Source organism: Pseudomonas sp. SJZ131 (assembly GCF_007828705.1).
Classification (GTDB): domain Bacteria; phylum Pseudomonadota; class Gammaproteobacteria; order Pseudomonadales; family Pseudomonadaceae; genus Aquipseudomonas; species Aquipseudomonas prosekii.
Genome location: NZ_VIVC01000001.1, coordinates 841152 through 859857 on the forward strand (window position 1 = coordinate 841152; position 18706 = coordinate 859857).

General features: G+C 60.6%; 17 protein-coding genes. 7 read left to right on the forward strand and 10 right to left on the reverse strand.

The features are described from left to right. Positions 1–27: 27 nt before the first annotated feature. From FBY12_RS03590 to FBY12_RS03600, 3 genes are all read right to left on the reverse strand, one after another. Positions 28–669, reverse strand: a complete 642-nt coding sequence (locus FBY12_RS03590) for a DUF1345 domain-containing protein (RefSeq protein WP_145251262.1) — start codon at positions 667–669, stop codon at positions 28–30. 183 nt (positions 670–852) lie between these two features. Next, positions 853–3951: an efflux RND transporter permease subunit gene (locus FBY12_RS03595; RefSeq protein WP_145251264.1), complete on the reverse strand. Its 3099-nt coding sequence runs from the start codon at positions 3949–3951 to the stop codon at positions 853–855. A gap of 15 nt (positions 3952–3966) precedes the next feature. Further along, on the reverse strand, positions 3967–5124 hold the full coding sequence (locus tag FBY12_RS03600) for an efflux RND transporter periplasmic adaptor subunit (RefSeq protein ID WP_145251267.1): 1158 nt from the start codon (positions 5122–5124) through the stop codon (positions 3967–3969). A gap of 204 nt (positions 5125–5328) precedes the next feature. Here FBY12_RS03600 and FBY12_RS03605 point away from each other — a divergent pair, with 204 nt between their 5' ends. The 3 genes from FBY12_RS03605 (at position 5329) to FBY12_RS03615 (ending at position 7677) form a co-directional block, all read left to right on the forward strand. Further along, a complete protein-coding gene (locus tag FBY12_RS03605) occupies positions 5329–6030 on the forward strand; it encodes a response regulator transcription factor (protein WP_121757220.1) in 702 nt (233 codons plus the stop codon). Between the two features lie 4 nt (positions 6031–6034). Next, positions 6035–7336 carry an ATP-binding protein gene (locus FBY12_RS03610; RefSeq protein WP_145251270.1) on the forward strand — a complete coding sequence of 434 codons (1302 nt, stop codon included), beginning with the start codon at positions 6035–6037 and terminating at the stop codon, positions 7334–7336. 110 nt (positions 7337–7446) lie between these two features. Continuing rightward, the gene (locus FBY12_RS03615) at positions 7447–7677 is read left to right on the forward strand and encodes a hypothetical protein (RefSeq protein WP_145251272.1); all 231 of its coding nucleotides are present in this window, start codon (positions 7447–7449) and stop codon (positions 7675–7677) included. 914 nt (positions 7678–8591) lie between these two features. Here FBY12_RS03615 and FBY12_RS03625 read toward each other — a convergent pair. Genes FBY12_RS03625 through FBY12_RS03635 form a run of 3 tightly spaced genes read right to left on the reverse strand, consistent with a single transcriptional unit; the run spans position 8592 to position 10443 of the window. After that, a complete protein-coding gene (locus tag FBY12_RS03625; RefSeq protein WP_145251276.1) occupies positions 8592–9368 on the reverse strand; it encodes an anti-sigma factor in 777 nt (258 codons plus the stop codon). After that, positions 9365–9862 (reverse strand): RNA polymerase sigma factor, encoded by a 498-nt coding sequence (locus FBY12_RS03630; RefSeq protein WP_218570637.1) that lies wholly within the window; start codon positions 9860–9862, stop codon positions 9365–9367. Before FBY12_RS03630 ends, FBY12_RS03625 begins: the two co-directional genes overlap by 4 nt. A gap of 50 nt (positions 9863–9912) precedes the next feature. Beyond that, entirely contained in the window at positions 9913–10443 is a 531-nt protein-coding gene (locus FBY12_RS03635) for a tetratricopeptide repeat protein (RefSeq protein WP_145251279.1), read from the reverse strand. Between the two features lie 212 nt (positions 10444–10655). Between FBY12_RS03635 and FBY12_RS03640 the strand changes: the two genes are divergently transcribed. Then, positions 10656–11468: a crotonase/enoyl-CoA hydratase family protein gene (locus tag FBY12_RS03640; RefSeq protein WP_145251281.1), complete on the forward strand. Its 813-nt coding sequence runs from the start codon at positions 10656–10658 to the stop codon at positions 11466–11468. A 6-nt stretch (positions 11469–11474) separates the two neighbouring features. Next, complete coding sequence (nudC, locus tag FBY12_RS03645; protein ID WP_145251283.1) at positions 11475–12305, forward strand: NAD(+) diphosphatase; 831 nt, start codon at positions 11475–11477, stop codon at positions 12303–12305. On the opposite strand, the gene FBY12_RS03650 is transcribed toward nudC, so the two are convergent. Both FBY12_RS03650 and FBY12_RS03655 read right to left on the reverse strand, forming a co-directional pair. After that, positions 12273–13052, reverse strand: coding sequence for a TSUP family transporter (locus FBY12_RS03650; protein WP_092281308.1), 780 nt, complete (start codon positions 13050–13052; stop codon positions 12273–12275). The genes nudC and FBY12_RS03650 overlap by 33 nt on opposite strands. A 194-nt stretch (positions 13053–13246) precedes the next feature. Beyond that, the gene (locus FBY12_RS03655; RefSeq protein WP_145251285.1) at positions 13247–14485 is read right to left on the reverse strand and encodes an acyl-CoA dehydrogenase family protein; all 1239 of its coding nucleotides are present in this window, start codon (positions 14483–14485) and stop codon (positions 13247–13249) included. A gap of 357 nt (positions 14486–14842) precedes the next feature. On the opposite strand from FBY12_RS03655, the gene sfnG reads away from it, so the two are divergent. Then, positions 14843–15937, forward strand: coding sequence for a dimethylsulfone monooxygenase SfnG (sfnG, locus tag FBY12_RS03660; protein ID WP_145251287.1), 1095 nt, complete (start codon positions 14843–14845; stop codon positions 15935–15937). A 116-nt stretch (positions 15938–16053) separates the two neighbouring features. Here sfnG and FBY12_RS03665 read toward each other — a convergent pair whose 3' ends face one another. After that, on the reverse strand, positions 16054–16533 hold the full coding sequence (locus tag FBY12_RS03665; RefSeq protein ID WP_121730728.1) for a nuclear transport factor 2 family protein: 480 nt from the start codon (positions 16531–16533) through the stop codon (positions 16054–16056). Between the two features lie 57 nt (positions 16534–16590). Further along, positions 16591–17151 (reverse strand): TetR/AcrR family transcriptional regulator, encoded by a 561-nt coding sequence (locus FBY12_RS03670; RefSeq protein ID WP_145252308.1) that lies wholly within the window; start codon positions 17149–17151, stop codon positions 16591–16593. 194 nt (positions 17152–17345) lie between these two features. Here FBY12_RS03670 and pssA point away from each other — a divergent pair, with 194 nt between their 5' ends. Then, positions 17346–18689, forward strand: a complete 1344-nt coding sequence (gene pssA / locus FBY12_RS03675) for a CDP-diacylglycerol--serine O-phosphatidyltransferase (RefSeq protein ID WP_145251289.1) — start codon at positions 17346–17348, stop codon at positions 18687–18689. Positions 18690–18706 lie beyond the last annotated feature (17 nt).

The window sequence follows — 18706 nt, forward strand, 5'->3', positions numbered from 1 at the left end:
CTGATGCCTAGAACGTTTGTGCAGCGCTCAGTTGAACAGCCCGGCGGCAATGTTGATCGAAAAACCGAGAATCGCCGTGTTGAACACAAAGCCGATCAGCGATTGCGCCAGGACGATCTTGCGAATGCCGCGCGTGGCCACCCCGACATCGGCGGTCTGCACGGCGACGCCGATGGTGAAGGAAAAGTACAGAAAGTCCCAGTAATTGGGAGTGGTCAGGCCTTCGGCAAAGCGCAGCGCCGGCTCCTTGCCGTCCCAGGTATAAAACAGCCGCGCGTAATGCACGCTGAAAATCACCCCGATCAATAACCAAGAACCAATCACCGTCGCGGCAGTGAAGCCGTAATGCAGCAGCTTGCTGGAGGCTTGCAAATCCTTGCTGCCGGCCAGTTCGAAGGTAATGGTCGCCAGACTGGCAATCGCTGCGATGCACACCACCAGCAGCACCAGCCCGGCGTTTTCGTCCTCGATTTCGGCGATGCGCTTGACGTCCGGCGCCTTGGCGCGCTTGGCCAGCCACAACATCAGGATCAGATAGGTCCAGACCCCGGCGTTCCAGCCGATGAGGATTTTGCTGATGATCGAGTCGGCGGGCGCCAAAATGCCGGCCGCGATGCCGAGTGTGGCGGCGGCGGACAAGCGCGGATGAGTGCGGGCAAGGAGGGGCATGGAGGCTCGATGTGTCTGGATGTTGCAACACATTAGCCCAGTGAAACGCATTGTGACTACAACAGTGACCTGACGAATTGTAGGAGCGAGGCTTGCCCGCGAAGGCGTCGTGTCAGACAGACCAGTGTTGAATGACACAACGCTTTCGCGGGCAAGCCTCGCTCCTACAGGGGCTTCGGTGGGTTAGTTGTCTTTGTGGCGTTTGCGCACCAGTTTCATCACCACCACAAAGAACACCGGAACAAACAGCACCGCCAAGGTCGCGGTGATCATCCCGCCGATCACGCCGGTGCCGATCGCTTGCTGGCTCGCCGAACTGGCGCCCGTGGCAATCGCCAGCGGCACCACACCGAGGATGAACGCCAGCGAAGTCATGACAATCGGGCGCAACCGCAAGCGCGCGGCTTGCAGCGTGGCGTCGATCAAATCGTGGCCCTCGTCGTAGAGGCTCTTGGCGAATTCGATGATCAGGATCGCGTTCTTCGCCGACAAACCGATGATGGTGATCAGGCCAACCTTGAAGAACACGTCATTCGGCATCCCGCGCAACGTTACCGCAAGCACCGCACCGAGCACGCCAAGTGGCACCACCAGCAGCACCGAGGTCGGAATCGACCAACTTTCATACAGCGCCGCCAGACACAGGAACACGATCAGCAGCGACAACCCGAGCAGGATCGGCGCCTGACTGCCGGACAAACGTTCCTGCAACGACAACCCGGTCCACTCCTGCCCCAGGCCTGCCGGGCCTTGGGCGACCAGGCGTTCGATTTCCGCCATCGCCTCACCGGTGCTGTGGCCCGCCGCCGGTTCGCCGGAAATGCTGATCGCCGGATAGCCGTTGTAGCGAGTCAATTGCGTCGGGCCTTGAGTCCATTTGGCTTCGACAAACGCTGACAGCGGGACCATTTTTCCATTGTTGTTGCGCACGTTGATCTTCAGCAAGTCCTCGACCTGACTGCGCTGATCACCTTCGGCCTGGACCACCACGCGTTGCATGCGTCCCTGATTGGGGAAGTCGTTGATGTACGAAGAGCCGACCGCCGTGGACAGCACGCTGCCGACGTCGGCAAACGACACGCCCAAGGCATTCGCCTGTTTGCGGTCGACTTCAAGCTGCACCTGCGGCGCTTCGGCCAGCGCGCTTTCACGCACGTTCATCAGGATCGGACTTTTCTCGGCGGCTTCCAGTAACTGGGTGCGCGCCTCCATCAACGTTGCATGCCCGAGACCGCCGCGATCCTGTAAGCGGAATTCAAAACCGCTGGAGGTGCCGAGGCCGTCCACCGGTGGCGGCAATACGGCAAACGCCACGGCATCGCGGATCTGGCTCAACGCGCCGTTGGCCCGATCAGCAATCGCGCTGGCGGAGTCATCGCTGCTGCGGTCGGACCAGTCCTTCAACGTGGTAAACGCCAGCGCCGCGTTTTGGCCGCTGCCGGAGAAGCTGAAACCGAGAATCACCGTGCTGTCGCCGACGCCGGGTTCGGTGGCGTTGTGCGCTTCGATCTGCTCGACGACCTTGATCGTGCGGTTCTTGCTCGCACCCGGCGGCAATTGAATATCGGTAATGGTGTAACCCTGGTCCTCGACCGGCAGGAACGAGGAGGGCAGGCGACTGAAACAAAACACCAGACCGGCGAGCAGCACGCCATAGATCAACGAGTAACGCCCGGTGCGTTTCAGCGCATACGCGACCCAACCCTGGTAACGCTCGGTCAGTTGTTCGAAACGGCGGTTGAACCAGCCAAAAAAACCGCGCTTCTCGTGATGTTCGCCTTTGGCGATCGGCTTGAGCAGCGTCGCGCACAGCGCCGGGGTCAAGGTCAGCGCAAGAAACGCCGAGAACAGAATCGAGGTCGCCATCGACAGCGAGAACTGCTGATAAACCACCCCGACCGAACCCTGCATGAACGCCATCGGAATAAACACCGCGACCAGCACCAGCGTGATGCCGATGATCGCGCCGGTAATCTGCTTCATCGCTTTGCGCGTGGCGTCCTTGGGCGACAGGCCCTCGGTGACCATGATCCGCTCGACGTTTTCCACCACTACGATGGCATCGTCGACCAGAATGCCGATCGCCAGGACCATGCCGAACATGGTCAGCACGTTGATCGAGAAACCCAGCGCGAGCATGGTCGCAAACGTGCCCATCAACGCCACCGGCACCACCAGCGTCGGGATCAGCGTGTAGCGGATGTTTTGCAGGAACAGGAACATCACCGCAAACACCAGCAACATCGCTTCGCCCAAGGTGTAGACCACTTTGGTGATCGAGACTTTGACGAACGGGGAGGTGTCGTAGGGGATCTTGTATTCGACGTTGGCCGGGAAGTAACGCGCCAGTTCATCCATTTTCGCCCGCACGGCGGTGGCGGTGTTCAGCGCGTTGGCGCCCGGCGACAGTTGCACGCCGACGGCGGTTGACGGTTTGCCGTTCAGGCGCGTGCCGAACTGGTATTCCTGACTGCCGATCTCGACCCGCGCCACATCACCAATGCGCACCGTGGAACCGTCGGGACTGGCCTTGAGCACGATGTCGGCGAATTCTTCCGGCGTCGACAATTGGCCTTTGACGACGATGGTTGCGGTGATTTCCTGAGTGCTGCGGGTCGGCAAGTCGCCAATGCTGCCGGCCGAGACCTGGGCGTTTTGCGCCACAATCGCGGCGTTGACGTCGGCCGGTGTCAGGTTGAAACCGATCAGCTTCTGCGGGTCGATCCAGATGCGCATCGCGCGCTCGGCACCGTACAGTTGCGCCTTGCCGACGCCGTCGAGACGTTTGATCTCGTTCATTACGTTGCGCGCCAGATAGTCGCTGAGCGCGATGTCGTCGAGCTTGCCATCGTTGGACGTGAGGGTAATCAGCAGGAGGAAACCCGACGAGACCTTTTCCACCTGTAAACCTTGCTGGTTCACCGCTTGCGGCAGGCGCGACTCGATCACCTTGAGGCGGTTTTGCACGTCGACCTGGGCCATTTCCGGGTTGGTGCCCGGTTGAAACGTGGCTTTGATCGTCGCGCTGCCGAGGCTGCTCTGCGATTCGAAGTACAGCAAGTGGTCGGCGCCGTTGAGTTCTTCCTCGATCAAGCTGACCACGCTTTCGTCGATGGTTTGCGCCGAAGCGCCGGGGTAAACGGCATAAATCTCGATCTGCGGCGGCGCGACGTCGGGGTATTGCGCCACCGGCAATTGCGGAATGGCCAGCGCACCGGCCAGCAGGATGAACAGCGCGACCACCCAGGCAAACACCGGGCGATCGATAAAGAACTGCGGCATAAAAAAGCGTCCTGCTTACTGACCAGTCGCCTGGGCAAGTGGAAGAGGGGTGTTGTCGATCTGGACTTTTTCGCCGGGTCTGGCGTGTTGCAGGCCTTCGGTGACAATCCGGTCGCCGGCCTTGAGGCCTTCAGTGACGATCCAGCGATCGTTCTGCACCGCGCTCAGTTGCACCGGTTGCAGCACGACTTTTTCCTCGGCATCGAGCAGCATCACTTGCGCGACTCCGGCGCTGTCGCGCTGAATCGCCCGTTGCGGCACGCTGATGCCTTGCTGGTCGACCGCTTGCTCGATGCGCACCCGCACGAAGCTGCCGGGCAGCAGGTCGAGGTCCGGGTTGGGAAACTCGCTGCGCAGGATGATCTGGCCGGTGCCCGGATCGACGCTGATCTCGGCAAACAGTAGTTTGCCCGGCAGTGGATAGAGGCTGCCGTCGTCCTGAATCAGCGTGGCTTTGGCTTGATCCTGACCGACTTGCTGCAGATGACCGGAACGGAACGCGCGGCGCAGGTCGTTGAGTTCGCGGGTCGATTGGGTGAGGTCCGCGTGGATCGGGTTCAACTGCTGGATCAGCGCCATCGGCGTGGTTTCGTTCTGGCCGACCAGCGCGCCTTCGGTGACCAATGCGCGGCCGACACGTCCGGCGATCGGCGCGGTGACGGTGGCGTAACCGAGGTTGAGCTTGGCGCGGGTCACGGCAGCCTTGTTGGCGGCGACGTCCGCGGCGGTTTGCCGGGCACTGGCGCGGGCGTTGTCATAATCCTGGCCGCTGATTGCATTGCCTTCGATCAATTGCGCGTAACGCTGCTCCTGCAATTTGGCCTGGAACGCATTGGCTTCAGCCTTGCGCAGTGCGGCTTCGGCGCTGTCGAGGTCAGCCTTGAATGGCGCCGGATCAATGCGGAACAGCACATCGCCCTGTTTGACGTCGCTGCCTTCGCGAAAAGTCCGCTGCAACACCACGCCGGCCACCCGTGCGCGCACTTCGGCGATGCGCGGCGCGGCAATCCGCCCGCTCAGCTCGCTGCTGATCGATACCGGGCCGGAGGTGATGGTTTCGATGCGCACAATGGCCAGCGGTGGCGCTTCTGCGGCAGTCGAGGACTTGTCACAAGCGCTCAACATCAAGGCCAATGCAATCAGGCTGAGCGTGGCAAGCAGGTTCTTTGACATGTGAGTACCCCATTAATGACCCCCGGCATCCTACGGGGAGCCGAGCAGAGTAGCGGTGAAGCTTTGTAGCTGCTGTGTGAAATTGTGTAAGGGTTTTACTCATAGACGTATGAGGGCGTATATCCTTTGGCGCTTGAAACTTTTTGCGACGGTTGCCCGCGAAGAGCCCGGCCGTGTCGCCACAGCACTTTCTGGAAACACCCCATGCCCAACATCCTCCTGGTCGAAGACGACACCGCGCTTTCGGAACTGATCGCCAGTTACCTGGAACGCAACGGCTACAGCGTCAACGTGATCAGCCGTGGCGATCATGTGCGCGAGCGCGCGCGGCTCAGTCCGCCGGATCTGGTGATTCTCGATCTGATGCTGCCGGGGCTCGACGGACTGCAGGTTTGCCGTTTGCTGCGGGCGGATTCGGCGACGCTGCCGATCCTCATGCTGACCGCCCGCGACGACAGCCACGATCAGGTGCTGGGCCTGGAAATGGGGGCCGACGATTACGTCACCAAACCCTGCGAGCCGCGCGTTTTGCTGGCCCGCGTGCGCACGTTGCTGCGCCGCAGCAGCCTCGGCGAACCGCAAACCGCCAATGACCGCATCCTCATGGGCAACCTGTGCATCGACCTGTCCGAGCGCACGGTGACTTGGCGCGACCAACCGGTCGAACTGTCCAGCGGCGAGTACAACTTGCTGGTGGTGCTGGCCCGCCACGCCGGTGAAGTGCTGAGCCGCGACCAGATTCTGCAGCGTCTGCGCGGCATCGAATTCAACGGCACCGACCGCTCGGTGGACGTGGCGATTTCCAAGCTGCGGCGCAAGTTCGATGACCACGCGGGCGAGGCGCGCAAGATCAAGACGGTTTGGGGCAAGGGTTACTTGTTCAGCCGCTCCGAGTGGGAATGCTGAGCCGATGTTCAGAATCCTTTTTCGTCTGTATCTGGTGACCATCGTTTCGTACAGCGCGGCGATTTACCTGGTGCCGGACGTGGTGATCAAGCTGTTCCATGAACGTTTCGTCAGTTACAACCTCGATTATTCGCGTGGTTTGCAAAGCCTGATCGTCCGTCAGTTTCACGCGGTTCCCGAAGCGCAATGGCCGGCGCTGGCGACGCAACTGGACAAGGATTTTCAACCGCTGCACATCGTCCTCAGCCGTCTCGACGACCCTGACCTGACCGCGCAGGAACGTGAGCAGCTGCGTCGCGGCGAATACATCGTGCGCATTGGCGACTGGGGTTGGCGCACCTTGGCGGCGGCGCCGTTGAACGCGCAGTCGGTGGTGCAAATGGTGGTGCCGCCCGATCCGCTCGACGTGAATTTGTTGTACTGGAGCATGAACGTGCTGATCGGCGCGACCATGCTTGCGTGTCTGTTGCTGTGGTTGCGCCCGCACTGGCGCGATCTGGAGCGATTGAAAGGCACCGCCGAGCGGTTCGGCAAAGGCCATTTGAGCGAGCGCACGCAAATCTCCCAGAGCTCGAACATCGGCAGCTTGGCCAATGTGTTCGACACCATGGCCGGTGATATCGAGAACTTGTTGAATCAGCAACGTGACTTGCTCAACGCGGTGTCCCACGAGCTGCGCACGCCGTTGACTCGGCTGGATTTTGGCCTGGCGCTGGCGCTGTCGGATGACTTGCCGGCGGCCAGTCGCGAACGTCTGCAAGGCTTGGTCGCGCACATTCGAGAGCTGGATGAGCTGGTGCTGGAACTGCTGTCGTACAGCCGTTTGCAGAACCCGGCGCGGTTGCCGGAACGGGTGGAAGTGTCGCTGGATGAGTTCATCGACAGCATTTTGGGCAGCGTCGATGAAGAGCTGGAATCGCCGAACATCGTTATTGACGTGTTGTTGCATGGTCAGCTGGAGCGTTTCACGCTTGATCCGCGACTGACCGCACGTGCGTTGCAGAATCTGCTGCGCAACGCGATGCGCTACTGCGAAAAACGCATTCAGATTGGCGTTCAGGTGTGCCCGAAGGGCTGTGAGATCTGGGTTGATGACGACGGCATCGGCATTCCCGACGATGAACGCGAGCGGATTTTCGAACCGTTCTACCGCCTCGACCGCAGCCGCGACCGCGCTACCGGCGGCTTCGGCTTGGGGCTAGCCATCAGCCGCCGCGCCCTCGAAGCCCAAGGTGGCACACTCACCGTCGAAAACTCCCCGCTGGGCGGCGCTCGTTTCCGCTTGTGGCTACCAACCCCTGGCTGATCGCCTGAAGGCTCACAGCAGAGGGTTCCACTGTCAGATCTGACAGTGGAATTTTTCCAGCATCTGCTGCTTCATGACATCAGGCAATCATCGATGGCAAGGAGAGCGAAATGGCGAAGATCAGTACGAAAAAAGTGACGGGCAAGGTAAAAAGCATCACCAAAACAGCACAGGGCCATTCGCTGGTAACGGTCACCCCGGAGGGTGGAGGCAAGGATGTAGCGATTGAAGTGATCATCGACCCGATTGCCTCCGCACTGAACCTGCAAGTGATGTATGCCGTCGGCGATAAAGTGAAATACATCAGCTCTCCCGCCTCCGCGCTGGAAAAATCTACCTGACAAAGTGCCCTCCCTGGCGGCACATAGACCTTGTGGCGAGCGAGCTTGCTCGCGTCTGAGTGCGCAGCGCTCACAAGGTTTTGGGGCCGCTGCGCAGCCCAGCGCGAGCAAGCTCGCTCGCCACAGGGGTTGTGTTGGGTGCGAAATAGGTGGGCGCAATGCATCCTTTTTCGATGCTCCTGTGAAAACAACCGCCAGCCACACACCAACCCCGTGGCGAGCGAGCTTGCTCGCGTTTGAGTGCGCAGCGCTCACAAGGTTTTGGGGCCGCTGCGCAGCCCAGCGCGAGCAAGCTCGCTCGCTCGCCACAGGGGTTGTGTTGGTCTCGAAATTGGTGGGACCGATGCATCCTTACCGATGTTCCTGTGAAAACAACCGCCAGCCACACACCAAACCCGTGGCGAGCGAGCTTGCTCGCGTTTGAGTGCGCAGCGCTCACGAGATTTTGGGGCCGCTGCGCAGCCCAGCGCGAGCAAGCTCGCTCGCCACAGGGGTTGTGTTGGTCTCGAAATTGGTGGGCGCAATGCGTTCTTTTCCGATGCTCCTGCTAAAACACCCGTTAGCCTCACGCGAAACCCGTGGCGAGCGAGCTTGCTCGCGTTTGAGTGCGCAGCGCTCACAAGATTTTGGGGGCCGCTGCGCAGCCCAGCGCGAGCAAGCTCGCTCGCCACAGGGGGGTGTTGGTCTCGAATTAGTGGGCGCAATGCATTCTTTTCCGATGCTCCTGCTGAAACACCCGTTAGCCTCACGCGAAACCCGTGGCGAGCGAGCTTGCTCGCGTTTGAGTGCGCAGCGCTCACGAGATTTTGGGACCGCTGCGCAGCCCAGCGCGAGCAAGCTCGCTCGCCACAGGGGTTGTGTTGGTCTCGAAATAGGTGGGACCGATGCATGCTGCTGCACACAGGGGTGGCGGGTCAGGTACTCAAGCGTTTGTGGAGGATTTTGGCCATGCTTTCGAGTTCCGCCATCGGGTTGTGCCCGATGAGCATCCACGCGTGTTCGGTGTCGGCCCAATACACCACGTTCATGTTGTGCCGGCGCTCCTGCGCGAACGCTTGGCTGCCGTTGTTGGAGCGGGTGACGCACAGGGCCAGCGGGCCGTGTGCCGGGTCGAGGTAGGTGATTTGCGCGATCGGCACGCCGTCGTGTTCAAGAATTTGCGCACGCTTGAGCTGGATCCGCGGCAGTGCCAGTTTCGCTGGCACCAGGGTCAATCCCAGACGCGCGTCGATAGTGCGCAATTGCGCGCGTCGCGCGGCCTCGTCGCTGGGCAAATGCTCAAGAGTTTGCGGCACGTACAGCGACATAGAGTCGGCAACCAAGCTGCGCCAGTTGCTCTTGTTCCGGCTCATTTGCCAACCGAGAAACAACCGATCCATCAGCACGCCACTGACCACCAACCCCGCAGCCGCCGTCAGAAACCAGCGCCGACTGCGGGCCGGCGGTGCCGGGCTGGGCAGCGTGTCGAGCATCGCATTCAGTCGTTCCATCGGCGCTTGCGGCAACAGTTCATCATAAGCAGCCTTGAAAGGCAGGCTGCTGCGCGCCAGCCATTGCACGCGCAGGCTCAGCGCCGGGTCGTCACTGATCGCGGCATCAATGCTGTGGCGCTGTTCGCTGTCGAGTTGGTCGTCGAGGTAAGCCACCAACTGGTCATCCGAAGGCAACTTCGGGCGTAGCGGCTCGGTCATCGACGTTCACCATTGATAGTGCTCGGCACGCTGTGCAGCGGCGGGTACTCGGCGAGTTTCAGGCGTGCGGTGGCGAGCCGGCTCATCACCGTGCCGATCGGCACTTGCAACACCTCGGCCACTTCGCGGTAGGACAAGCCTTCGACATACGCCAGGTACAGCGTTTCACGCTGGATTTCCGGCAGGGCAGCGACGCGGCGGATTACCTGCGCGGCCAGCACATGAGTGTGCGCCGCATGCTCGCCGTCGAACGCCAGCGCCACATCGGCGTCCACTGACCCTTGGCCGAAACGCACGCGGCGGGCGCGCACTTCATTGAGCCAGATCGAATGCAGGATGCTCAGCAGCCAGCGGTCCATGCGCGTACCGGGGACAAATTGCCCGGCGCGTTCCAGTGCGCGCACGCATGTTGCTTGCACCAAGTCTTCAGCGACTTCCCGTTGCCGCGACAGCAGCAAGCCGTAGCGCCATAACCGCGCCAGATACTGGCCCAACTCTGCTCGTATTGCCTGATCGCTGGCGATGGCGACCTCCGTTCGGTGTGTCAGGTTTGCGATGAATCGTTGATCGCTTCGGCGAGGTCCTGATATTCCTCGCAGGCAGTGCCGCAGATCGATTCTATCTGCTGCAACTCTTCCTTCGCGAGGTCGAGGCGACCCTTGAGCACATAGGCTTCACCGAGGTATTCGCGCACTTGCGCATAGTGCGGGTCGAGTTTGACCGATTGCAGGTAATAGCCGATGCCCTCATCGGTGCGCCCCAGTTTACGCGTGGCGTAACCACGATAATTCAAGGCTTTGGCGGTGTTCGGGTTTTTCAGCGTATCGAGTAGCGCCAAAGCTTCCTCATAACGCCCGTCCTTGGCCAGGCGATAGGCGTAATCGGTGCGATCAGCGTCCGGCACCAGGCTGCTGGTTTGCAACACGCACTTTTTCAGATTGCTGTCGTATATCTCGCCTTTGGGGCAATCGGGTTTGGCCGGCGCATCGTCGTCGCCGTCGGCCAGAACCAGGCAACTGGACAGCGCCGCAACCAGCAGCAGCGGGGCACTCAGCCATGCAAAACGGATAGTCATGATCAAACTCCACGGATTGAGACGTTTCAGATTCAGTCTAGTTTCAATTCAGGTGCTGCAACATCCGGGCGCGAAGCGGCTGGGACAGCCGGCGCAGATCCGCAGCAGCCCCCGGAGCAGTCCCGCATTTGGCCGAACCGCTGCCTTACTCCCACCCGCGATGCCTTGTTATAGTTCCGGCCTCATTTTCTGTCCGGTAAAGGATTTCTGCCATGTCCCAGTACACCGCGTTCACCGTCGAACTCGCCGACAAAATCGCCCATGTGCAGATCAATCGCCCGGAAAAGATCAACTCGATGAACGCCGCGTTCTGGAGCGAGATCATCGAGATTTTCCAATGGATCGATGACACCGACGAGGTGCGAGTGGTGGTGCTGAGCGGCGCTGGCAAACACTTTTCCTCGGGCATCGACCTGATGATGCTCGCTGGCGTGGCTAACGAAATGGGCAAGGACGTCGGCCGCAATGCGCGCCTGTTGCGGCGCAAGATCCTCGCCCTGCAAGCCTCGTTCAACGCCGTGGATAATTGCCGCAAACCGGTGCTCGCGGCGATTCAGGGTTATTGCCTGGGCGGCGCCATCGACCTGATCGCCGCGTGCGACATGCGTTACGCCGCCGAAGACGCGCAGTTCTCGATCAAGGAAATCGACATCGGCATGGCCGCCGACGTCGGCACGTTGCAACGCTTGCCGCGCATCGTCGGCGACGGCATGCTGCGTGAACTGGCTTACACTGGTCGCCAGTTTGGTGCCGAAGAAGCGCGCGGCATGGGCCTGATCAATCGCGTCTACAGCGACCGCGACAGCCTGTTGGATGGCGTGATGGGGATTGCCCGCGAGATCGCCGGCAAGTCGCCGATTGCGATCACCGGCACCAAGGAAATGATCAGCTACATGCGCGACCATCGTATCGACGATGGCCTCGAATACGTTGCCACCTGGAACGCCGCCATGCTGCAATCCAACGATTTGCGCGTGGCCATGGCCGCCCACATGAGCAAACAGAAACCCGAATTTCTGGACTGATTAACCATGACCTCACGCTGGACCACCGCAGTACTGGACACCGATCAACCGGGCGGCTGGGCCGTCGCGCGCAGCCCCGAAGGCTTTCTGTTCGACGACAACGGCGCGCTGTTCCCGCGCGAATGGCTCAAGCGCCAGGACCTGTCGGTCCTCGCCGAGCACGGCATCGGTCACCTCGATGGCGAGCCGGTTTATCTACTGGAGTTGCGCAGCGTCAGCGAAGTGCCGGGCTGCAACTGGAAAGGCCTGCGGGCGTTCATGCTGGAAGGCGATCACACCGTCTATAAAGTGCTCGGTTACGCCGCGCAGATCGGCACCTGGTACCGCGAGCATCGGTTTTGCGGCAACTGCGGGCAAGCGACGCATCAGGTTGCGCGCGAGCGGGCGATGTATTGCGAGCCGTGCAATATTCGTTATTACCCGCGTATCTCGCCGAGCATGATTGTGCTGATCACCCGTGGCGATGAAGTGTTGCTCGCGCGTTCGCCGCGTTTTGTCAGCGGGGTTTACAGCACGTTGGCGGGGTTCGCCGAACCGGGCGAATCGGCTGAGGATTGCCTGATTCGCGAGGTTCGTGAAGAGGTGCAGATCGAGGTCAAGAACATCCAGTACATGGGCAGCCAGTGCTGGCCGTTCCCGCATTCGATGATGCTCGGCTTTCATGCCGAATATGCCGGTGGCGAGATTGTCTGTCAGGAAGACGAGATCGAAGACGCGCAGTGGTTCAACATTCACGCGATGCCGCCACTGCCGGCCTCGCGTTCGATTGCGCGTTACCTGATCGACGTCTATCTGGCGCGGCGCTTAGGCTACGCTGAACCAGTGCTGCCAGGCTAACCGCACGGTCAGCCCAAGCACCACGGTGATGAACACCGGACGAATGAATTTGGCGCCGCCGCTGATTGCGGTGCGCGCGCCGAAGAATGCGCCGACCATCACCGACAGGCCCATGCTCAGGCCGATGATCCAGTCCACTTGCCCGGAAAACACGAACACCGACAGCGCCGCGATGTTGCTGACGAAGTTCATGCTGCGCGCCACGCCGCTGGCCTTCACCAGGTCGATGGGGTACATGAGCATGGTGCTGACGGTCCAGAACGCGCCAGTGCCGGGGCCGGCCACGCCGTCGTAGAAACCGAGGCCGAAGCCTTGGGTCGATTGCCACTTTTTCTTGATTGGCGCGTCACTGTCCAGCGGCGCTTTCGGCGTGCCGCCAAACAGCAGGTAGAGGCCGCAGGCGAAAACAATCACCGGCAGCATCTTGTTCAGCCATTCGGCGGGCAGATAATGCGCAACCACCGCGCCAGTCAACGCGCCGACCAGCGTGCCGACAATTGCATGCAGCCATTGCCGTGGATGGAAGAGTTTCCTGCGGTAGAAGGTGAAACTGGCGGTGGCCGAGCCGAAGGTCGAACTGAGTTTGTTGGTGCCCAGCACCAGGTGCGGCGGCAGCCCGGCGGTCAACAGCGCAGGCGTGGTCAGCAGACCGCCACCGCCGGCAATGGCGTCGATGAAACCGGCGATGAAAGCGACAAACGCCAGAATGGCCAGGGTAGTGAGGTCAACGCTGAGTTCGAAAGGCATGGAATCGGCTTATTCGGCGGGGCGCAGAAAGGGCTGCGGGGAAGGCCGGTATCTTACCTAGAAAACAGGCTTGTTACAGCTGATCCTTGCGACGACTGGTCTGGCTTCAGCGCGGGCAAGCCTTTCCTACAGGAGCACACCGCAGACCCGTAGGAGCAAGGCTTGCCCGCGAAAGCGTCAGCCCAGTCAATACATCACTTGAGCTGCGGCCCATTGCCGATCTGCCACACAAACGGCGGCTCAGTCCCGTTGATCGCCCAATCGCCGACAATCCGCGCCTTGTAGATCAGCGGATTGTGCGAAGACACCGTCCGCGCGTTACGCCAGTGCCGATCCAGCGCTTTACCCTGACGAACATCCGAAGCCCCCAACGCGTTGAACAGTTCGCTGGTCGCGCGCTGAATCAACTGGGAAACCACCACCTGCGCCTTCGCCGATTGAATTTCCGCCGCGACATTCGCCGCGTGCTCCAACGCTCCATCTCCGCCAAAGCGTGCCTCATAAGCCCGTTGCGCCGGTTGCGCGGCTTGCAGCGCGGTGGCTTCGGCGGCGTACACCAACGCTGCGATTTCACCAACCACTTGCTGCACCTGCGCGTCCTGACTGACATGCGCGGCATTGCCATGGCTGTAGATGCGTTTGCGCTCGCGCACCTGCAGCGCCACATCGCGCAGCGCCGCGCGGCCAATCCCGGCGAGCGTCGCCAACAGTACCAATTGATAAAACGCCGTCTGATATTTGAAGCGTGTGGCAAAGTCGATGATGTTCTCGGCCTCCACTTCGGCATCGATAAACCGCGAGGTGCCGCTGCCGGTGGTGCGCTGGCCGAAACCGTCCCAGTCATCGCTCTGCACGATGCCTGGCTGCCGCGTGCGCACGGCGGCGATCACATCACCACCGGTGTCGCTGCGTTGCGCGTAGACGTCGATCCAGTCGGAAAACAGGCTGCCGGTGCTGTAAAACTTTTCACCGTTGAGCCGCCATTTATCGCCGTGCGGCGAGACTTTGGTGACCACGTCGCCAATTGCCACGTTGCCGATTTCGGTCCAGGCGCAACCGACGATGTCGCCCGCCACGAAACGTTTGAACCAGACGTCCCGCGCTGGGCCCGGCGCAGCATTGAGCCGATCCTCGGCAAACGCGAAATGCCCGCGCAAGGCTTGAGGCACGTTGGAATCGGCCTCGGCCAGCTCGATCAACAGTTCAAACAATTGCGGCACCGAAGCACCGCCACCGCCATATTCGACAGGGACGCGCACGGCGCCAAAACCGGCTTGTTTCAGCCATTCAATCGGCTCGAAGGGCAGCCTGCGACTCTGTTCGCGTTCGACCGCACCTGCGGCGATACGCGCGAAAATCGGCCGGAACCGCGCGGCGAGGGTTTGGTAGTCAGTGCCGGTGGACAGTGGATTGATGATCTGGTGGTCGGTCATGCGGACAGCTCCTGGGGCGGCAGTAGAGAGCTGGAGTGTTTGCACGGTTTGTGCCGAGGCCGGCGGGCGAGGGTTTATTGAGCAATCTGGGTTTTGCCAAGGTGTGAAGTGTTGCTGAGCCAACAGCGCAGCAGCAAATTGCCCCTGACACTCCTTGGTTCCAAGGCGAAAGACAACTGTGTGGCGAGGGGGCTTGCCCCCGTTTAAGTGCGCAGCGCTCAGCAAATTCTGCGGCCGCTACGCAGCCCAGCGGGGGCAAATCCCTCGCCACAGTTGCTCATACACCTCAGATTTCTGCCGCTGGCACGCTTGCTGCTCTGCTGCAAAGACTCCCGCAAAAATCCCGAGGACATGCCAATGAGTCAGCAAGCCGTCAAATTTGCCTACTGGGTGCCAAACGTCAGCGGTGGGCTGGTGGTCAGCAAGATCGAGCAGCGCACCCACTGGGGCATCGACTACAACCGCAAACTGGCGCAACTGGCCGAGGCGGCCGGGTTCGAATACGCGCTGACGCAGATCCGCTTTACCGCCGGTTACGGTGCCGAGTTTCAGCACGAATCCGTTGCCTTCAGCCACGCGCTGCTCGCTGCGACCACTCACCTAAAAGTCATCGCCGCGATCCTGCCCGGCCCGTGGCAACCGGCACTGGCCGCCAAGCAACTGGCGACCATCGATCAACTGACCAATGGCCGCGTTGCGGTGAACATCGTCAGCGGCTGGTTCAAAGGCGAGTTCCAGGCAATCGGCGAACATTGGCTGGAGCACGACGAACGCTATCGCCGCTCCGAAGAATTTATCCGTTCGCTCAAAGGCATCTGGAGCCAGGACAATTTCACTTTTCGCGGCGATTTCTACCGTTTCGACAATTACAGCCTCAAGCCAAAACCGCTGGGTCAACCTGAGATTTTCCAGGGCGGCAGCTCGCGGGCGGCGCGGGACATGGCGGCGCGTGTGTCCGACTGGTATTTCACCAACGGCAATACGCCGGAAGGCATCAAGGCTCAGGTCGATGACATTCGGACCAAAGCTGCGGCGAATAATCATTCGGTGAAGGTCGGGGTCAACGCCTTCGTCATCGCCCGCGACACCGAAGAAGAAGCGCGCGCCGTACTGGCGCAGATCATCGATCAGGCCGATCCGGAAGCGGTGAATGCCTTTGGTGATGCCGCGAAACAGGCGGGCAGGGCGTCGCCGGAGGGCGAGGGCAATTGGGCGAAGTCGACGTTCGAGGATCTGGTGCAGTACAACGACGGTTTCAAAACCAACCTGATCGGCACGCCGCAGCAAATCGCCGAACGCATCGTCGCGCTGAAAGCGGTGGGCGTGGATTTGGTGTTGGCCGGGTTCCTGCATTTTCAGGAAGAGGTCGAGTATTTCGGTAAACGTGTGTTGCCGCTGGTGCGGGAGCTGGAGGCCAAGGCACTCAACCAGCAGACCGCCGCAGTCGCCTGACCACCCGAGCCCTTGTAGGAGCGAGGCTTGCCCGCGAAGGCGTCGTCACATTCAACACTGATATCGACTGACACGACGCCTTCGCGGGCAAGCCTCGCTCCTACAGGGGACAGCGTTTACAGGCCTAGGTCGGACAGGCCTGGGTGATCATCCGGGCGGCGCCCCAGTGGCCAGTGGAATTTGCGTTCGCTCTCCTTGATCGGCAAATCGTTGATGCAGGCAAATCGGTTGGCCATCAAGCCATTCTCGGCAAATTCCCAGTTTTCATTCCCGTAGGAGCGAAACCAGTTGCCCGAGTCGTCGTGCCATTCATAGGCATAGCGCACGGCGATGCGGTTGTCGGTAAAAGCCCAGAGTTCCTTGATCAGTCGGTAGTCCAACTCTTTCGCCCACTTGCGCGTAAGGAAACCCTTGGCTTCTTCGCGGTTGTTAGCGAACTCGGCGCGGTTACGCCATTTGGTGTCGAGGGTGTAGGCGAGGGATACGCGCTCGGGATCGCGGGTATTCCAGCCATCTTCGGCGAGGCGTACTTTCTCGATGGCGGATTCGCGGGTGAACGGCGGCAATGGCGGACGGACTTCGGCATTAGTTGACATTGAATGTCTCCTGATCAAGTAAAAGTTAAATCAACGCGGTCGAGCTTGATTAAGTCGTTACAGGTCCAATAACTTTCGCGCCATGCATTGCGCATTATCGGCGGCACTGTGATCACCCATCACAAGCGCAACAGTAATGGCCCCATCGATCAGGATCAGCAGCTGTCTGGCCAGCGTCTCCGGGTCGGTAGCGCCATGTTCGGTACAGAGCTCGCAGACGTAGTCGAGCAGTTTCTGTTTATGTTCCCTGGCTACCTGGCGCACCGGGTCTTGCGCATCACCGGTCTCGCCGCTGGTGTTGATGAACGCGCAGCCGCGAAAGCCTTCGGAGTCGAACCAGCTGCGCAACACGGTGAACAGGTTAAGCAAGCGTTCCGCCGGGCTTGATGCCTTGTCGACTTCACTGCGAAACCAGTGCATCCAGCGCACGTCGCGGCGTTGCAGGGCGGCCACGGTCAGCTCCTCCTTGTTGGCGAAGTAGCGGTAAATGCTCTTTCTGGAGACGCCTGCGGTTTTCACCAGAAGATCCATACCCGTGGCGGCGATGCCACTTTTGTAGATCAACTTTTCGGTGACATCCAGAATGATGTCGCGGGTAGTGCTGGTCGGTTGGTTCATGTGGCGAACAGTAGAACGATCGTTCTTCTTGGTCAAGCGGTTTTTTCAGTCAGTCAAATTGCCTTGGCGGGCAAGCCTTGCTCCTACAGGAAAAAAACCGTTTGATCATTCCCACGCTCCGCGCAGTGGGCAGACCCGAACGAATCCATGGTGTAAGCTCTCGGGTTCTTCGGAATCGACCTTTTGCGAGCCCTATGCCGTCGCTTTTCAAACGCTCTCTACTGCCTAAACTGCGCAGTTTTCCGCTGACCGCCGATGCCGTCACGATTCTCTCCGGCGCCGCCGAATACCGTCGTTGCCTGCTGGAAAAAATCGCCCAGGCGACCCGGCGCATCTACATCGTCGCGCTCTATCTGCAACAGGACGAAGCCGGCCAGGAAGTCCTCGATGCCTTGCACGCCGCCAAACTCGCGCGTCCGCAACTGGACGTGGTGGTGGTGGTTGACTGGCTGCGCGCCCAGCGCGGTTTGATCGGCGCTGGCAAGCAGCCGGGCAACTCGGCGTGGTATCAGGAAATGACCCGCACCCACGCCAGCGAAGTGCCGGTGTACGGCGTGCCGGTGCAGACCCGCGAGTTGTTCGGCGTGCTGCACTTGAAGGGTTTTGTCATCGACGATTGCGTCATTTACAGCGGCGCGAGCTTGAACAACGTCTATCTGCACAAATTCGACAAATACCGCTACGACCGTTATCACCTGCTGCAGAACAGCGATCTCGCCGATTCCATGCAGCACCTGGTGCAGCACGGTCTCGTCGCTTCCAAAGCGGTGCATCGCCTCGATCTGCCAAACCCGCCGACCACGCGCAGCTTGCGCAACGACATCGGCGACTTGCGCAGCCGCCTCAAGCATGCGAGTTACGACATCACCTCGGGCACCACGGCGAAGGACGGTTTGTCCGTCAGCCCGCTACTCGGTGTCGGCAAGAACAACCCGCTGAGCCGGGTGATCTGCGAACTGATCGCCAGCGCCAAGTTTCAGCTGACCATTTGCACGCCGTATTTCAACCTGCCGCTGCAAGTCACCCGCGAGATCAACCGCGCGCTGGCCCGTGGGGTGAAGATCGACATCATCGTCGGTGACAAGACCGCTAACGATTTCTACATTCCGCCGAGCGAGCCGTTCAAAGTCATCGCCGCGCTGCCGTACCTTTACGAAATCAGCCTGCGCCGTTTCGCCAAGCGCCATCAGCGCAACATCGACAGCGGCCAGTTGAACCTGCATTTGTGGCGCGATGGCGACAACACCTACCACCTCAAGGGTATGTGGATCGATGATCGCTACACTTTGCTCACCGGCAACAACCTCAACCCGCGCGCTTTCCGCCTCGACCTGGAAAACGCGCTGCTGATCGATGATCCGAAACAGCAACTGCGTGAAGCGCGCAGCAAAGAGCTGGCAGAGATTTTCGAGCACACGCGCCGGGTTGAACGTTATCTGGAACTGGAAACCCTGCCGGACTACCCGGCGGGCGTGGCGAAGTTTCTCAAGCGGGTGAGCCGGGTGAGGATTGAGCGGTTGTTGTATCGGATTTTGTGAGGGGGGGGCGCAGTCGG

Excerpts from the sequence above, each read along its gene's own strand:
- FBY12_RS03590 (WP_145251262.1), bottom strand. The coding sequence starts at position 669 with ATGCCCCTCCTTGCCCGCACTCATCCGCGCTTGTCCGCCGCCGCCACA.
- FBY12_RS03595 (WP_145251264.1), bottom strand. The coding sequence starts at position 3,951 with ATGCCGCAGTTCTTTATCGATCGCCCGGTGTTTGCCTGGGTGGTCGCG.
- FBY12_RS03600 (WP_145251267.1), bottom strand. The coding sequence starts at position 5,124 with ATGTCAAAGAACCTGCTTGCCACGCTCAGCCTGATTGCATTGGCCTTG.
- FBY12_RS03605 (WP_121757220.1), top strand. The coding sequence starts at position 5,329 with ATGCCCAACATCCTCCTGGTCGAAGACGACACCGCGCTTTCGGAACTG.
- FBY12_RS03610 (WP_145251270.1), top strand. The coding sequence starts at position 6,035 with ATGTTCAGAATCCTTTTTCGTCTGTATCTGGTGACCATCGTTTCGTAC.
- FBY12_RS03615 (WP_145251272.1), top strand. The coding sequence starts at position 7,447 with ATGGCGAAGATCAGTACGAAAAAAGTGACGGGCAAGGTAAAAAGCATC.
- FBY12_RS03625 (WP_145251276.1), bottom strand. The coding sequence starts at position 9,368 with ATGACCGAGCCGCTACGCCCGAAGTTGCCTTCGGATGACCAGTTGGTG.
- FBY12_RS03635 (WP_145251279.1), bottom strand. The coding sequence starts at position 10,443 with ATGACTATCCGTTTTGCATGGCTGAGTGCCCCGCTGCTGCTGGTTGCG.
- FBY12_RS03640 (WP_145251281.1), top strand. The coding sequence starts at position 10,656 with ATGTCCCAGTACACCGCGTTCACCGTCGAACTCGCCGACAAAATCGCC.
- nudC (WP_145251283.1), top strand. The coding sequence starts at position 11,475 with ATGACCTCACGCTGGACCACCGCAGTACTGGACACCGATCAACCGGGC.
- FBY12_RS03650 (WP_092281308.1), bottom strand. The coding sequence starts at position 13,052 with ATGCCTTTCGAACTCAGCGTTGACCTCACTACCCTGGCCATTCTGGCG.
- FBY12_RS03655 (WP_145251285.1), bottom strand. The coding sequence starts at position 14,485 with ATGACCGACCACCAGATCATCAATCCACTGTCCACCGGCACTGACTAC.
- sfnG (WP_145251287.1), top strand. The coding sequence starts at position 14,843 with ATGAGTCAGCAAGCCGTCAAATTTGCCTACTGGGTGCCAAACGTCAGC.
- FBY12_RS03665 (WP_121730728.1), bottom strand. The coding sequence starts at position 16,533 with ATGTCAACTAATGCCGAAGTCCGTCCGCCATTGCCGCCGTTCACCCGC.
- FBY12_RS03670 (WP_145252308.1), bottom strand. The coding sequence starts at position 17,151 with ATGAACCAACCGACCAGCACTACCCGCGACATCATTCTGGATGTCACC.
- pssA (WP_145251289.1), top strand. The coding sequence starts at position 17,346 with ATGCCGTCGCTTTTCAAACGCTCTCTACTGCCTAAACTGCGCAGTTTT.